At 58.5% G+C, this 15,490-nt stretch carries 15 protein-coding genes; 11 read left to right on the forward strand and 4 right to left on the reverse strand.

Going from position 1 to position 15,490, the window contains the following annotated elements:
* Position 1: 1 nt before the first annotated feature.
* Positions 2-388, reverse strand: coding sequence for a response regulator (locus tag EU557_RS02120; RefSeq protein ID WP_135528763.1), 387 nt, complete (start codon positions 386-388; stop codon positions 2-4).
* Entirely contained in the window at positions 369-2,585 is a 2,217-nt protein-coding gene (locus tag EU557_RS25770) for a sensor histidine kinase (RefSeq protein ID WP_135528764.1), read from the reverse strand. The genes EU557_RS02120 and EU557_RS25770 overlap by 20 nt, the downstream gene beginning before the upstream one ends.
* A 269-nt stretch (positions 2,586-2,854) precedes the next feature.
* Here EU557_RS25770 and EU557_RS02130 point away from each other — a divergent pair, with 269 nt between their 5' ends.
* From EU557_RS02130 to EU557_RS02140, 3 genes are all read left to right on the forward strand, one after another.
* Positions 2,855-4,327, forward strand: a complete 1,473-nt coding sequence (locus EU557_RS02130) for a sensor histidine kinase (protein ID WP_135528765.1) — start codon at positions 2,855-2,857, stop codon at positions 4,325-4,327.
* Positions 4,328-4,451: 124 nt separating this feature from the next.
* Positions 4,452-4,688: a hypothetical protein gene (locus tag EU557_RS02135; RefSeq protein WP_135528766.1), complete on the forward strand. Its 237-nt coding sequence runs from the start codon at positions 4,452-4,454 to the stop codon at positions 4,686-4,688.
* A 430-nt stretch (positions 4,689-5,118) separates the two neighbouring features.
* Complete coding sequence (locus EU557_RS02140; RefSeq protein WP_245326173.1) at positions 5,119-5,619, forward strand: fasciclin domain-containing protein; 501 nt, start codon at positions 5,119-5,121, stop codon at positions 5,617-5,619.
* A 127-nt stretch (positions 5,620-5,746) separates the two neighbouring features.
* On the opposite strand, the gene EU557_RS25380 is transcribed toward EU557_RS02140, so the two are convergent.
* Complete coding sequence (locus EU557_RS25380; protein ID WP_167855057.1) at positions 5,747-6,022, reverse strand: GNAT family N-acetyltransferase; 276 nt, start codon at positions 6,020-6,022, stop codon at positions 5,747-5,749.
* 162 nt (positions 6,023-6,184) lie between these two features.
* On the opposite strand from EU557_RS25380, the gene EU557_RS25385 reads away from it, so the two are divergent.
* From EU557_RS25385 to EU557_RS02155, 3 genes are all read left to right on the forward strand, one after another.
* Positions 6,185-6,718: a hypothetical protein gene (locus tag EU557_RS25385; RefSeq protein WP_167855058.1), complete on the forward strand. Its 534-nt coding sequence runs from the start codon at positions 6,185-6,187 to the stop codon at positions 6,716-6,718.
* 32 nt (positions 6,719-6,750) lie between these two features.
* On the forward strand, positions 6,751-7,029 hold the full coding sequence (locus EU557_RS02150) for a hypothetical protein (RefSeq protein ID WP_135528769.1): 279 nt from the start codon (positions 6,751-6,753) through the stop codon (positions 7,027-7,029).
* Between the two features lie 218 nt (positions 7,030-7,247).
* A complete protein-coding gene (locus tag EU557_RS02155; protein WP_135528770.1) occupies positions 7,248-8,066 on the forward strand; it encodes a universal stress protein in 819 nt (272 codons plus the stop codon).
* 169 nt (positions 8,067-8,235) lie between these two features.
* Here the strand turns inward: EU557_RS02155 and EU557_RS02160 are convergent, their stop codons facing one another.
* Positions 8,236-10,356, reverse strand: a complete 2,121-nt coding sequence (locus tag EU557_RS02160; RefSeq protein WP_135528771.1) for a TonB-dependent receptor family protein — start codon at positions 10,354-10,356, stop codon at positions 8,236-8,238.
* A 366-nt stretch (positions 10,357-10,722) separates the two neighbouring features.
* On the opposite strand from EU557_RS02160, the gene EU557_RS02165 reads away from it, so the two are divergent.
* The 5 genes from EU557_RS02165 to EU557_RS02185 all read left to right on the forward strand — a co-directional run bounded on the left by EU557_RS02165 (position 10,723) and on the right by EU557_RS02185 (position 15,369).
* Complete coding sequence (locus EU557_RS02165; protein ID WP_135528772.1) at positions 10,723-11,883, forward strand: alginate lyase family protein; 1,161 nt, start codon at positions 10,723-10,725, stop codon at positions 11,881-11,883.
* Positions 11,884-12,144: 261 nt separating this feature from the next.
* Positions 12,145-12,828 (forward strand): hypothetical protein, encoded by a 684-nt coding sequence (locus EU557_RS02170; protein ID WP_135528773.1) that lies wholly within the window; start codon positions 12,145-12,147, stop codon positions 12,826-12,828.
* Positions 12,829-12,927: 99 nt separating this feature from the next.
* Positions 12,928-14,151: a PQQ-dependent sugar dehydrogenase gene (locus EU557_RS02175; RefSeq protein ID WP_135528774.1), complete on the forward strand. Its 1,224-nt coding sequence runs from the start codon at positions 12,928-12,930 to the stop codon at positions 14,149-14,151.
* Positions 14,152-14,298: 147 nt separating this feature from the next.
* A complete protein-coding gene (locus tag EU557_RS02180) occupies positions 14,299-14,850 on the forward strand; it encodes a hypothetical protein (protein ID WP_135528775.1) in 552 nt (183 codons plus the stop codon).
* A 204-nt stretch (positions 14,851-15,054) separates the two neighbouring features.
* Positions 15,055-15,369 carry a sll1863 family stress response protein gene (locus EU557_RS02185; protein ID WP_135528776.1) on the forward strand — a complete coding sequence of 105 codons (315 nt, stop codon included), beginning with the start codon at positions 15,055-15,057 and terminating at the stop codon, positions 15,367-15,369.
* Positions 15,370-15,490 lie beyond the last annotated feature (121 nt).

A 15,490-nucleotide genomic window follows, 5' to 3' on the forward strand; every position in this document is an offset into this window, starting at 1 on the left:
GTTAGTGTTCGTGTTGGTTGAGGGGCAGCAGCATTTGCCGCAGGGCCGCAAAGTCAAGGGGCTTGGTCAGGAAATCGTTGGCCCCAAGCTGCCTGGCTTTCTGCTGGCTGTTGTCGTCACCGTAGGCGGTTATCATCATCACCTGAGGCGGCGGCTCAGGGTGCTCCTGCTTGATGCACCGCAGCAGCTCTAGGCCACTCATGCCGGGCATGTTGATGTCGGACAAGATCAGCACCACCTCCGGGCTGTGCCCGCGCAAATAAGTCAGAGCCTCCTCTCCCGAGAAGGCGAAGGAAAACGAGAACAGCCCCTCGCGGATTTCGCGGCGGAAGCGCTGCTCGAACAGCAGCTGCACGTCGGCCTCATCATCAACTACTAGAATTTTCATCGGAAGAAAGTTGTGCCGGTACCTCGCCCTCCTGGCCTACCGGCAGGCTTACAATGAATTTGGTGTACTGCCCCTCCTGGGTGTCAACGCGCAAGGTGCCGCGGTGAATTTTCGTGATGATATCGTAGCTCAACGACAGGCCTAGGCCAGTGCCCTCGCCGGCAGGTTTGGTAGTGAAAAAGGGCTGGTAGATTTTATCCACCACGCTGGCCGGAATGCCCGTGCCGTTGTCGCGCACGGTTACCTGCACGGTGTCGTCGGTGCGCTGCGTCCGGACCCGCACCTCGGGCAGGTAGCCTTGCTCCCCTTGCTGCTGACGCTTGTGCACGGCATAGAAAGCATTGTTAAACAGGTTCAGGAGCACGCGCCCAATATCCTGCGGCACCACCTCAATGAGCCCCAAGCCAGGTTCAAAATCCGTAAGGAGCGCGGCGCTAAAGCGAGGGTCCTTGGCCCGGAGGCCGTGGTAGGCCAGGTGCAGGTATTCGTCGCAGAGGGCGTTGAGGTTGGTGGGTTGCCGCTGGCCGGTGCTGGCGCGGGAGTGCTCCAGCATGCCCCGCACAATGGCATCGGCCCGGTGCCCATGAGTATGAATCTTATCGAGGGTTAGGGCAAGCTCCCCCAGCAGCTCGTGGGCGTAATCATGGTCGGGGGCAGGCAGCCCCTGCAAGGGGCCTTCCCGGAGCTCGGCCAGCAGTTCAATGGCCACATCGGCGAAGTTGTTGACGAAGTTGAGCGGGTTCTGGATTTCGTGGGCAATGCCGGCCGTGAGTTCTCCCAACGAGGCCATTTTCTCGCTCTGCACCAGCTGGTCTTGGGTGGTTTGCAGGTGGTAGAGGGTGCGCTGCAAAGCTGCGGTGCGCTGTTGCACCTGCCGTTCAAGGGTTTCGTTTTGCTGCGCCAGCAGCACTTGCTTCTCCCGCTGCTGGGTCAGGGTTTGCTCCGACAGCAGCCGCACCTGGTTGAGCTTTATCTTCAGCAGCCGGCTATCGAGGGCAAACTGCCGGGCCAGAAACAGCGAGATAGCCAGCACTGGGCTCAGGAAGGCCGGAAACGTGAGCAGCGTATGCACCGGCACCGATAGCACTTGAGCCTGCAGCACCGGCTGGTTGAAGCGAGCCAGAAACGCGAATACAACCAGCAGTACCAGGGCAATGGCGAAGCCCGCAGCAATAATGCCCACGCCCCGGCGGGTTTGGCGCATGGCCCCCACCGTAAGGCGCAGCTGCTCCGCCGAAACCAGCACCATAAACGCCACGGTGGGGTACCAGCTCAGCTCATGGCCATACAGCAATAGGCCTAGACTAACCCCATTTACCGCCCACAGGCCATAATACACGGCGGTGCGGCGCACACCAAACAAACAGTACAAGGCGTGCACCGCCAGCACTCCACCTGTCTGCAGAGCCACATACGACAAGACATCGAGCCCCAGACGAACCTTCAAGCGGTGGACTTCGTCGAGGAAGCCCGTGCAGCAGAAGCTGATGGCCACGGCCAGCGTGTAGAGCGTGAAGTACAGGTTGGCCCGCTGGGCGGGGTTGTAAAGAAAAAAGGCCAGATGCAGCATGCTCAGCAGCAGAAACAGGCCAAACAACAGCATGTCGGAGGTTTTATAGGTGGCCTCACGCTGGTCCTGCTCCACTACCTGGCTCAGCCCATCTAAGTGCGCCTGAAAGAACATGGGCACGAAAAAGTCGCTAAACTGCTGGAAGCCCGGCCACAGCGCGTAGCGCACGGCCAGCACTTGCTCAGGCTGCTCGTTCAGGGTTAGTTCAATGGGCTCCCCATTGGGCCAGAACGGCTGCACGTTTGCGGGCTGCGCACTAAGAGAGCCATAGCGCTGCAGCAGCTGCCCATTAAAGTACACCTCCGAGGCCGCGTATTGATACACCCGTAGCGCCAGGGCCTGGCGGCGCAACTGAGGAGCCACCCGAAAGCGCAGGCGTAACCAGCCCGTGGGCGCCAGCTGCGGCAACTGGCGCAGGCATAACGTGGGGTTGATGGCTTGCCAGCCTTGGTCGTTAACCTGCGGTGTGGCCCAGGCGCGGTTGTCGCCAGGGTGGTACTTCCAGCCACTGCTGAGTAGGAGGCCATCGGGCGGCATTTGCTCGAACGTCACAACAGCCTCGGGCCCAGCCTGAGCCAACGCCACCCGCACTAACAGGGCCAACAACAGCAAAGTATAGGCTTTCATCGGCAGGTAGTGACTGAAGTTCAGTCAGAAAGCGGCGCGGTTGGGGAAGGATAGCAGCTACCACCACATGGCATAGCCGCTACAAGCCTGACCTCAGAAGGAACCAGGTACACCAATGCATTTGATGTATAAATATACTATTATTATATATGATTTTACTCTCCTAGATACATCAGCACCTTATCTTTCTCCCGCCTATTTTTTGCCCGTATCAGGTAGTAGATATTCACCGCCACCGTGGTAGTAGCTGCGGTTGTAAGCGTCAGGATATGCCCGCAATAGCTTCTTCCCGCCCAAAACGTGTTTCACAGCCTATGCTAGGCCACTTCACGCGGCTGGTGGCGATGCTGTGGCGCAAAGCCATTAACTTAGGAGCACTGCCAACCCTCACGGTATGGCAGCTTAAGCGCGTGCACCTGCTCAACGGCATCTGCTGGATTACCCTGGGCATTTATGCTGGCTATGTGCTGGTCTTTTTCAACTCTCCCGATTGGCTCACGTTCCGGATTTGCCTGGGCGGACTTCTGCTACACTTGCCGCCCCTGGTCCTCAACTACTACCACCGGTACGATGCCTCGGCGTACTACAACATCCTGAGCGTTACGCTGCTGTGCTCTTTAATTGCTATAGCCCGCCGCTACGATGGGGTAGAGTATTTCCTGATTACCAACAGCATTGTGGGTATGCTCTTCTTCCGCACGTTCTGGAAGTTGGCGTTGCTGTTTCTCCTGAATTTGGGCGCCTACTTTGGGGTGCGCCACGCCATGCAGACCGTTAACCTGCACCTGTACGTGCCCGATGGGCTCTACTTCTACAATGTAAATGTGGTGCTGTTTTTCTTGACGCTGTTTCTGGTGGTGTACTACTTCCGCATAGAGAACTTCCGGCAAGAAATGCTGCTGACCCACCAGAATGAAACGCTGGCGCAGTCATTAGAACACCTGCAGGCTACGCAGGCTCAGTTGGTGCAGCAAGAGAAGCTGGCCTCGCTGGGGGCACTCACGGCGGGCATCGCGCACGAAATTCAAAACCCGCTCAACTTCGTCAACAACTTTTCGGAGGTAGGGCTGGAGTTGGTAGCAGAGCTGCGCGAAACACTAGCCCAGGAAAACCTATCGGCAGACGACCGCGCGGCGGCTTTGCTAGTGCTGCAAGATCTGGCGCAAAGTCAGCAGAAAGTACATGAGCATGCCCACCGCGCCGGTAACATTGTGCAGGCTATGCTCCAACACTCCCGCGCCAGCACCGGCCAGCGGCAACCTACCAACCTCAACGCCCTCTGCGACGAATACCTGCGCCTGGCCTACCACGGCCTCCGGGCCAAAGACCCCAGCTTCAACGCCACCCTCACCACTGATTTTGCCCTGCAGCTGGGAGAGGTAAACATTGTGCCGCAGGATATTGGGCGGGTGCTTCTGAATCTGTTTAACAATGCCTTCTATGCCGTGCAGCAGAAAGCGGCACTCCTGCCGGCGGGCACCTACCGCCCCACCCTTGCGGTGAGTACCCGCCGCGCAGGCTCCGAGGTATTGGTGCAGGTGCGCGACAATGGCACGGGCATTCCGGCCGCCGTGCTCGACCAGATTTTCCATCCTTTCTTCACCACCAAGCCCCCCGGCGAAGGCACAGGCCTAGGCCTCTCCTTAAGCTACGATATCATCACCAAAGGGCATGGCGGCAGGCTCACGGTGCAGTCAGAGGCGGGCCAATACTGTGAGTTCACGGTGCATTTGCCGGGCTAGTGGCCGGTGCCGGGAACTTCATGCGGCATTCATGGAGAGCGTGGAATTTAGGTATGCCTTATGGGTGGCCCAGCAACGGGCTCCGGCCAGGCATTCCGTCATTTCCACTTTACCTTTCTACATCATGAAAAAGTTTCTGTTTTCGGCAGCTCTGGCTGCCTGTGTGTTAGGCACCATTGGCACAGCCGCCGCTCAGACTGAAATGCCGGCCAAAGTGAAAGCTAAAGACAACAAAGTGAAGACCCACGACCTGGATGGGCAGAAAACGAAAGTAGCGGCCAAAAAAGATGGCTTGAAAGCCAAAAGCCACGGCGCAGAGGGCAAAATGAAGGCGAAAGGCACCGCCACTGATACCCAGTAACCTCCTCGCCTACTTAGTAAAAGCTCTAGCCCACCAGCTAGAGCTTTTTTGTGCCAGGTAAAATGATTTTGCAAGGGTTTTGAAGCAGCCCGCTTTCGATGTGCCTACTGCCTATATAGCCGTAAGCTCATCTTTTGCGTATAGGCTCGGCAACGGCGTAACATAGTGAAACGCCCACCCCTACCCTCTCTTACTCATGAAAAAGCACTTGCTCTCTACCCTGGCCCTGGCGGCCATTCTTACGGCCGGCACTGCCACCTCTGCGCTGGCCCAAACCAAGTCGAAGTCTGACAGCGACAAAACAAAAGTCAAAGAAGACGGCGCAACGGTAAAAACCAAAGTAGCCGACGACGGCAAAGTGAAAGTAAAAGGTAAGTCGGATGACGGCGCCAAGCTGAAAGCCACTACCAAGCCCCGTGAGGGCGCCGATATGAAGAACATGAAAATGTCTTCGGCCTCAGCTAGCAACGGTGTAATGGTGGGCGGCGCCATGATGACGCCCGATAAGGACATTGTAGATAATGCCGTTAACTCCACTGAGCATACCACGCTGGTAGGTGCCGTAAAGGCTGCTGGCTTGGTAGAAACCTTGAAAGGTGCTGGTCCTTTCACCGTATTTGCGCCCACCAACGCCGCTTTCAGCAAGCTGCCCGCCGGAACGGCAGAAGCACTGATGATGCCCGAAAACAAGCAGAAGCTTACCACCATCCTCACCTACCACGTAGTACCCGGCCGTCTGCTGGCCTCTGACCTGAAGGATGGCCAAACACTGACCACCGTAGAAGGCGAAACCCTGATGGTGCACCGCAGCGGCGACACGGTAATGCTGCACGATGCCAAAGGCGGTATGGCCAACGTAACTATCCCCAACGTAGTGTCGAAAAACGGCGTGACGCACGTAATTGACACAGTGCTGATGCCCACCAAGTAACCTCTTGGTGCGAGGCCTGGCCTAGGCCACCCTGCCCAACAAAACAGCCCCGGTTTCCTTTACGGAAGCCGGGGCTGTTGCTGTTACTGCCTCACCAAGCAATGGGCGGGCTAGGGAAGTGCTGGCCCTAGGCCAGGATGTCGTCGTACTCGTGGTGCTGCTTCACGTAGCCGGCCATGAACTCGCAGCTGGTGCGCACCTTCAGGCCTTGCTCGCGGGCGTAGGTCAGGCCCGCTTTGGCTAGTGTTTCGGCGAGGCCTTTGCCCCGCAACTCCTCATCAACGTAGGTGTGGGTAAAGTCGATGGTATCGTCGAACTGGCTGTAGGCCAGCTCAGCACCGAAGCCGTTTTCGTCAATGGTAAATTCTTGGTCCTCGGGGTGATGCTGTACGTGCGCGGCCATGTAAGTAAACGTCTGGAGAGTAAAGTACTGGCACCTACCCGGCGTTACGAAGCACAAGTGGTAGCCTTTTTCAGGGCAGTTTACGTATAGGACCTCAGACCGGCCACGGCGCCGGCACTTTTCTCCCGTTTCCCACCTCACTACTCTTACTTTCCTTTCGTTATGCAACCTACTCCTGAACATAACCAGCCCACTCCTGAACATACTTCTGCTACTGATACCCGGAGCAGCTCCGACGACCAGCAGCAAGAGAACCTTTACAGCGGGCAGGGTGCTGCTCCGGCGCCTACGGTAGGCCACGGCCACAAATCGCCAAACTACGGCGACTTCGGTCATGCCCCAGCCACTGGCACAACCGCCAGCAGCGAGCAAAGCCAGACTCAGGGCGGCCAGGCGGCCCCCTCTATTGCCTATCCTGAGCAGCGCGGCAGCGCTCCGCAAAACCTCGACCCCTCGCTAGCCGAGGAAGTATCAGACTCTGAATATCAGGAGCAGCGCGAAGGCTGGGCTCAAGATGACCCACGCTACGGCGGCGGCACCCGCAACTGGGCCACGGCGGAGCCAGCCAACCGCAGCACCGGCCCGGCTGCCGAAGACGACGAAAAGCCAATGAACCCCAACGTAGGTAAAAACGACAACCCCGACGAGTTCAGTGCTCTACGCCCCGATGGCGGCGCCGGCATCCCCGGTAAGTAGGCTTCTTGAACCGCTATTTCTCTCTCGATACCATGGCAGATAAGCAAAACGACCAGCAAGATCCGGCGGCAGCTCTCGACCCAAAATCAGGGGCTAACCTGACCGAAGAGCAGCGCAAGCACCGCGAGGAGCTGTACAGCTATAAGCGCGACGAAGAAGGCACCCTCGATACGTCTGCGCAGTTGGAGCAGGAAACGCTTGGCGTACCTACCGACAGCAAAACCACCGGCCCCGACGGCGACATTTCCGACCGGCCCGACAACCTGCTGATTCCGGGCTTCAACAACCCCATCGACGACAACAACCGCTAAGGCTATTGTGCCTAGGCCTAGCAAATGGGCTCTCTGCTACGGCAGAGAGCCCATTTGCTTTTTAGAGGGGTGGCGCTCTGGGCATTGAGCACTACTAGCGGCTACCTGCGCCCAGACGAAGCTGATCGGTTGCTGGCCGCAGGCGCTGTACCACAAGCTGGCCAAAGTCTCGTATACTGTAGCAGTAACTCCTTTCCTTCTTCCTGCTCTGTCTGCCCATGCTTGCACCTTTTCTAGTACTCACCGACTTCACCGCCGCCGCCGACAATGCACTGCGCTACGCCGCAGCGCTGGCCCAGCCGCTGGGAGCCTCACTGGTTCTGCTGCACATCCGCCGCGAGTCATTGCTCGACCGGGATGCTTTCACGGGGAAAATCCAACACCTGACTGAGGGCGAGGTAGCTACCGCTCTGGAGGAGCGCACGCGCAACTTGCCCATGCCCGTGGTAGTAGAATCCACGGCTGATGGCATTGCGTCGGCCGTGGAGGATGCCGTGCGCCGCCATCAGCCCAGCATGCTGTTTCTGGGTAAGCCCGACACGGGAAACACGCCCGACGAACTGGTAAGCACCACTTCCCTAACCCTGCTACGGGCTACTCGCACCCCCTTGCTGGTGGTGCCGTCTGAAAGCTCGGCGGTGGTGCCACCGCAGCGCATCACTATTGCCGCCGACCATATGGCCTTCACCCTGAAGCCCCAGACTGAGCCCATCCGGGACTTGCTAGGCCAGTTGAAGCCCACCGTAACGGTAGTGCACGTGGTAGAGCCCGAAGACCGCGACGACTGCACTGCCGCCCGCGAAGCGGTGGCTCAAAGCGGCCTCACCGCACAAGTAGCTCAGGTAGGTACGCACGGCGTCCGGAGCCTGCGCGTTTTTCAAGGCATCTTGCAAGGTGCTGCTGAAACCCACGCCGACCTGCTGGTAGTAGTGGCGCGGCGCCGCAGCTTCCTAGGCCAGTTGTTCAACCGTAGTGTTACCTCGCAAGTAGTTCTGCATGGCCACTTACCCGTTTTATTACTCCCAGCCATGGGCTAAGTGTACTGAGCGAAAGATCAAGTGTGTACTTATACAAAAAGGCCAGCAACACTCATTGCTGGCCTTTTTGTATAGGTCATACCTTAAGCGCTGACAAACATATCGTGGGTTTACACTGCTTTGCTAGTTGTTAAGTGCATTAGTAGTGAAACACTGTATAAACAACTGGCTACCACCGCCAACCTGCCTGTAGGCCACTATACCAATTGCGGCCTGGTGCTGGTTGGAAATACCGACCGCCGAAAGCATTTAAGTCGTTGCCGAGGCTGTAGCTTCGGTCCGTTAGGTTTTCTACACCGCCAAAAACATCCACGGCGAGGTGGCCTAGCAGCGTCCGGCGCCAGCCCGCCCGCGTGCCGAAGGTCCAGTAGCCAGCCGCGTACACGCTGTTGGCATCAGTGAGGGGAATGCGGGCTTGGTGGTTGAGGGTGGGGTTAACATAAAAGCCCAGCGCTTCGCTGAAATCGAGGCCGGCGCTGAGGGTATGGGGGGCAGTGCCGGTGAGGCGATTACCGCTGAAGTTGTTACCGCCCGACTCATAGCTCCCGAAGCGGTAGTGGTTGTAAGCATAGCTAGCCCAGGCCCGTAGGCCACGCTGCACCTGGCCTAGGGCCGTTGCCGAGGCTGCCGGTACACCTGCCTGCTGCCATAGCCAGCCACTCACGGCAGCTTCTAGGCCACGCTGGCGGGTGTTGCCGGAGTTGGCGAATAGCTGCGTGCCCTGCTCGTCACTGCGCGTCACAATGGTTTGGCGCAGGCGAAAATCGTACAGTGCCACATCAAACAGAACGCGTTGATGCAAGAACTTACCCCGGGCACCTAGTTCGTAGCTGGTGCCGCGCTCAGCTTGCAGCCCCCGGTTCAGGCTGCCATCGGAGGGGCGGATTTCTTCTTCAGTGGGCGGCGAGAAACCACTGCTCACGTTGGCATAGGCAGATATCTGCTCCGTCAGTTCCTTCAGCAGTGCCACCCGCGGCGACACCTGGGGCCGGAAGTCGCGCTGGAAGCGGTAGTTGTTTGGTTGAGTAGCCGCATCCGATACGCGCGTGATGCGGTAGCGCAGGCGGTTGTAGCTGGCGCCGGCCGTGAGCAGAAACCCGGCGGGCAGCTCATAATCGGCCTGGGCAAACACAAAGCCCGTCACCGTCCTGATTTCATCATCGTAGCGCAGGGCGCCAGGCGTGCCAGCGCGGTTCTGGTAGTTGCGGGAATTCTCGAAGCCATTTTGCACCTCACCCCCACCCTGCAGCCGGAGGGTGTGGCCAGCCAGCTCAGTACGGTAGCGCACCACAGCCCGGCCACCCAGCCCCAGCAAGGTATTGCGCTCATAATCTACCAGGTAGGGCGTGCGGATGGCGCTACCTGTGCCGTAGAGAGTGGCCGTGGTGCTGAGCCGGTCAGTAAACTGCATTTCGTGAGTGGCACCTAGCAGCACGGAGCGTGAGGCGTAGAACGTGCGCTGGGCCACGGTGCCGGGGCTAGTGGCCGTGCCGGGGCGAGCCTGCCGCGGATTCTGCTCGAACTGTGCGCGGGTGAGGCCGCCGGGCAGCTGGTAATTGAGGTCGGTGTAGAGGGCGTGCAGGCCTAGCGTGCCTTTGTCGGAGGTGCGCATTTCGCCATCCAGGGCTACGGTTTCGCGGCGCAGGGCGCTTTGCTCGCGGTACCCATCGAGGGTCTGGCGCGAGTATTGGGCACGCACGTAACCGGTGGTCGTGCCGGTTTCGGCGGCTACGGTGTACCGGCGCAACCCAAAGCTGCCCGCCGTGAAGCCCGCCTGCACCTGCGAGGTGCCGGGCAGTGGCCTACGGTTGGTGAGCAACACGGCTCCGCCGGTGCCGGCCCCGTACACACTGGCCGTAGGGCCTTTTATCACTTCAATGCCTCCCAGCTGGCTGGGGTCAAGGAGGTTGAGGGAGGTGCTACCGCTGGCTTCGGTGAACGGGATGCCTTGGTAATACACCTTCACGTTGCGCACCCCAAACGGCGAGCGGAGCGTGCTGCCCCGCACGCTGAGCCGGTAGCTGCCCGTGGCCCGCTCCTCTAGCCGCACGCCGGGCAGCGTGTTTACGGCTTGGGTGAGGGCCGTTTGCGGAAAGCGCTCTAGCACCGCCGCATCTAGCACCCCCACGGCAGCCGCAGTACGGCGCAGCGGCAGCCGCTGGCCGTAACCGGTTACGGTAGCTTCGGGTAAGACCTGTGCAGTGGCCGTATCGGGCAAGGCGGCAGGCTGGGTTTGGGCAACGGAGGCAACAGGCAGCAGCAACAGCGCCGCGGCGTAACGGTGAGTCATTCGGGTAAGTCTAAAAGCAAAAAGAGCCAACTGGTTGCCGGTGGCCTAGGCCACTCTACATCTGCACAACCAGAGGCTATACCGCGTTCAGCCAATTTCGTTTGCAGAAATCTGCTAATTAGGCGCTGAAAAACGAGCAGCTAAGGGGCGGAGCTAGCTAGCTCACCCTCTTCTCTACCCTCGAAAGAGCCTGTTGCACTTCCCGCTCAAGGCGCTTTTCCCCGAAGCTACAGGCTTTCCTTCGAAATCGTTTACGCAAATAAACCAGTGGGTTAGAGGTGGAGCGCCCGCAAAAAAGTGGGACTTTTTCCTGCTTCTTAGTCAGAAGCGCAGCACTGTTCTCATCCAACTAACCCACCAAAACCCATGTCTACCACAACCCTTCTGGCTGGGCTCTCCCAGCTTGGCCTCGCTTTGGTTTTTACCGCTGTTTCTGGCTGCCAAAAGCCCGAGGTAGCCGCTCCGGCCGCTAGCACTACTGATAGTGCCAGCTCCACCATCACCACGTTCCGGCACCCAGGAGTGCTCAACAGCAAGGCCAGCCTTGACCTGATTGCCGCCCAGGCTAATGCCGGCGACGCTACCCGCATGGCCGGCTACAATAAGGTAGTTGACTACATGAACCAGTACCCGGTGCCTACCTCCTTTCCGGCAGTGGTATATGTGGTGGGCAGCGGCGGCAGCCCCACCGAAGACCAGATTCGGCGGGACGCGGTACTGGCCTACGCCTGCGCCTTACGGTGGGTGAAAACCGGCAACGCCACCTACGCCGGCCAGGCCAAACAAATCCTCAATGGCTACGCCTACAACTTTCAGCGCTACTCCACCTCTCCCAAGCCCGATGGCAGCCCCACGGAGTTCCGGCAAACCTACCTCGAGGCCTCTTGGGTGGCGCCTAATTTCGTGGCGGCCGCTGAAATCATTCGCTATTACCAGGTGAATGGCACCACGGGTGCGGGGTGGTCAGCTACGGATGTTGCTAAGTTCAGTGAGTTCCTCAACAACCTCAAGAACAACTACGTCAATAACGTACCGGGCTCTATCAGTGACATCAACAATTGGCAGGTGTCGTGCGCCTACGCCAAAATGGCCTTGGGTGTGTGGTTCAATAGCACTACGGTGTACGATAATGGCTACAATTACTTGCTGGAGGTGATGCCCCAGGTGTTATACTCTGATGGGGCCGTGAAAGAGCAGCGCGACCGGGACTGTGTGCACCCCCAGTACACGTTAACGGGCCTGACCTACGCCGCCGAGATTGCGCGTATCCAGGGTAATACTGCCATTTATGAGTACAACGGCCAGCAGATTAAGAATGGCTGGAACCGGTTTGAGGACGCTGTAGCTGGCAATTATACGCGCAACTGCAGCGGCAGCCAGATCTTCCCCGGCATCGAAACGGCCTACAACTACTACGGCACGGCCAAGCTTGCCTCCTTGCGCGACCGGCAAGACCCCTACGGCACCCCCGGCGACAAAACCTTCGTGGGCTTCACCTCCTTCACTCACCGTAGCATCGGCCGCTAAGCTCGTTTTTCGCTTTAAACACGTTAGCCGCCACAAAAAACGTCACATACCCCTATAGTCAGTCCGCTACGGCAGACCGAGAGGCCTACAGCGCTACGCGAGGCTTCTCGGTCTGCCGTAGTGCTTTTGTGCCGCGCAACAAGGCTCCGGCTCCAGGCACAAGGCTACTTAGCAACGTGTACTGCTTACGGCGTTAGTGGCGTTATAATCAGACCACACTATTTCTGCCGTACGGCATTAGCCCTATCCCACGTAACCGCTATGCTATCCCAACTTTTTCGTCGGCCGCCGCGCCTGCTCTTTGCGCCGGCCCTATTGCTAGACTTGTCTGTTTTGCTGCTGATTAGCGGCATTTTACTTGGCAGCCTACCCACCAAACGGCAAACGGTGATGCAGATTACAATGCCTCTCAAACGCCAAAAACCCCACCGAGACGACTATGCTGTTCGGTTTGAGTTACCCTCTCCTGCCGAGTTACGCCGGCTACGTCAATGGCAAACCGTGGTGCTCACGGGTGAGCAACAAGCGGATAGCATAAGCCTCGAGCGTTTCAGGCGCAAGGCGGAACACCTGCTACAGTTCCCCAATAATACCACGGGCGTAGCACTACGCTTCGGTTCCCAAGCACGTTATGAACGCGTTGTGGACGCGCTGGATTGCCTAAATCAGTTAGATGTCTCGAAGTATTACCTCGATCTGCAATCACCAGTTCCAGCATTATACACCTTCACGAGTGCTCGCCAACGGCCCAGGCCACTCACCGCCGTTGCTGACTATGCTACAACGCCCGCTCCTGATTCTGCTGTTTCCACCTCCGCTACAAGCCGCTGGGTGCACCAAGTGGGCGCGCCACTACACCACCCAGCCTGGGGTACGGCTTTGCTCGCTTGCCTAGGCTTGGCGGTAGTTGGGGCAGGCGCGTATCTTATCCGCGAGCTAATTTGAGCCTATGGTTACTAGGCCGCTCCATGTTCGCCGGCATGTCAAAGCGCAACCCCAACCGCAGGAATACAGTTGAACCAAGCACGACAATTCACCCGTGCTATGCTTTCGAAACTGACCCTACCTCTGGCCGCCGCCCTGCTGGCCGGCTTCACTACTACGGCTCAAAACGTACCGCCCGAAGCCACGCCCTTCCAGATGACGGGCAACATCTACTTGCCCAAAAAGCTGCCTGCTACCCCGGAGCGCGTGGCCAGCCTCAAAGCTCCCGCCGGCTTCACAATTACTACATATGCGGAGGGGCTTGATATGCCGCGTATGCTGGCGGTAGCGCCCACTGGCGACCTGTACGTTTCGAACCGAGTAAAAGGCACCATTACATTGCTTCGCGATGCCAACCATGACGGCAAGGCCGAAGTAAAGCAGCAAGTGGCTCAGAAAGACCATTTACATGGCCTAGCCATGCAAGATGGCAAGCTGTACATTGCCGCCATTCGGGAGGTGTACGTGGCCGATATAAAAGCCAATGGCACCCTCGGTGAGCTGAAAACGCTCTACAAAGACTTGCCCGATGCAGGCCAGCACGCCAACCGCACCCTGCAGTTTGGGCCCGACAAAAAGCTCTACCTATCGGTGGGTAGCACCTGCAACGCCTGCGACGAAGATAACCCCGAAAACGCCACGCTCATCCAGCTCAACCTCGATGGCTTGGGCCGTAAGATATACGCCCACGGCCTGCGCAACACCATCGGCTTCGATTGGCACCCGACTACGCGCCAGCTCTTTGGCCTGGACCACGGCATTGACTGGCTTGGCGACGAGGATCAGCAGGAAGAGTTCAACCAGATTAAGGAGGGCGCTAACTACGGCTGGCCATCCATTATTGCCGATGGTAAGCCCTACCCCGCCAACAAACCCAAGAGCGGGGAGTCGTATGAGCAGTTTGATGCCAAGGCGGTGCGTCCCCTGCTGCTCTATAAAGCGCATTCAGCCCCGCTAGGCCTGGTTTTCAACCGCGGTACTCAGTTTCCGGCAGAATATAAGAACGATGCCTTCGTGACCATGCACGGCTCCTGGAACCGTGCCCAGCCCTCGGGCTACAAGATTGTGCGGGTGCGCTTCAACGAGCAGGGCCAGCCCCAGCAGTTCGAGGATTTTATCACGGGCTGGCTCGTTGAAAACAACAAGTCGGAGTTTGGGCGCCCCTGCGGCATTACACAGCACCCCGATGGCTCCCTGCTGGTTTCTGATGACGACAACGGCGTAATTTACCGAGTGGCCTACGCTGCTGCCAAAGGCACCCCCAAGGCCAAGAAGCGCAGCTAGGCCACTAGATGAATTTATTGCTGCGAGCCGCGCCAAGAATCTGAAGCCCTTGCATGTATCAGGCCCAGATTTCTAGTGCGGCTCAGAATGCCGCTTTTTAAGCGTACATCACGGAATCCGACGCTCCGAAATTGCGTTTCCTTTTCTATGCCTGCTCTCTCCCCCGACCTGCGTAAAGCGCTTCTCAACCTCCCCCAGAAAGAAAAGGACCAACTCCTCACCCGCCTTGTGAGCCAAGATGCCGTGCTCACGGAGCAGCTCAGCTACCGCCTCCTCGAAGGCGACGACGCCCTGGAAGAGCGCCGCCAGCGCCTGCGCACCCAGGTAGATGACCCCGTACGCGGCTACCACCAAACCCCCAACGACCTGCTTCACATTGTGCGGCAGCTGCAAGCCCGCTTGGCCTACCACACCCGCATTACCGGCGACTTGTTTGGGGAAGTGGAGTTAACCCTGCGGCTGCTCACTAATGTGTTGCGCCACCAGCCCGAGGCTGTGGCCCGCTTGCACGGCCCCAACCAGCCCTTGCTGCAACACTTAGCCCGCCGCACCCATGAGACGCTAAAGCAGGCCTCTAAGCTTCACGAAGACTACCTTGTTGAGCTGGAACCCGCAACTAATGAGCTGCTCACCCTGCTCTACGCCTCCGCCGCCGCCCCCCTGGCCCGCGAGCTAGGCGTGCCCATAGTAACGCGGTAATTGAGCGAAGTGGTGAATGATGTAAGTGGCCTAGATGGGCTACCATGGTAAGGGCGAAGGACGACGTACCTGCAGAGACACTTCACTAATTCACTCATTCAGCCATCACAGTAGCCCCGCACTGTATCTTTTCTAGCCTGAAAACAGTACGCTAAGTGTTGACTGCCTCATTACGCGGTTGCTATTCACTAACTACTTTCCGCTATGTCTGCCACGCCTTCCCCCGAGCATGTGCGCGTCCCCACGCACCTGTCTGCCGCCGAGCTTCACCAAGCCCTTGATGAATTGGATGCGAAGATCCGTACGCTGCAAAACCGCGCGCACGCCACCACGGCCCACTCCCAGCATACCTATCACGAGCACATTGCTGCCCTGGAAACCAAGCGCGCCGGACTGGCGGCTCAACTAAAAAACGCTCCTGACGCTCAAACGCCTCCCTCCGACACTGACCGCAGCACCTGGGACGAAATCTGGCACGGCATTGAGAACTTGCGTAACGACCTGCGCAACATCATCTAGCGCACCAATACATGCTAGGCCAGCAGCCGATACAGAAGCTGGTCGGTTAATGACCTAGCCTCTTCCCGCACAAACGTAAGCCCTGCCTTTTGGCGGGGCTTTTTGTTTGCTAGTCTACTTG

Source organism: Hymenobacter wooponensis, from assembly GCF_004745865.1.
Taxonomy (GTDB): Bacteria; Bacteroidota; Bacteroidia; order Cytophagales; family Hymenobacteraceae; genus Hymenobacter; species Hymenobacter wooponensis.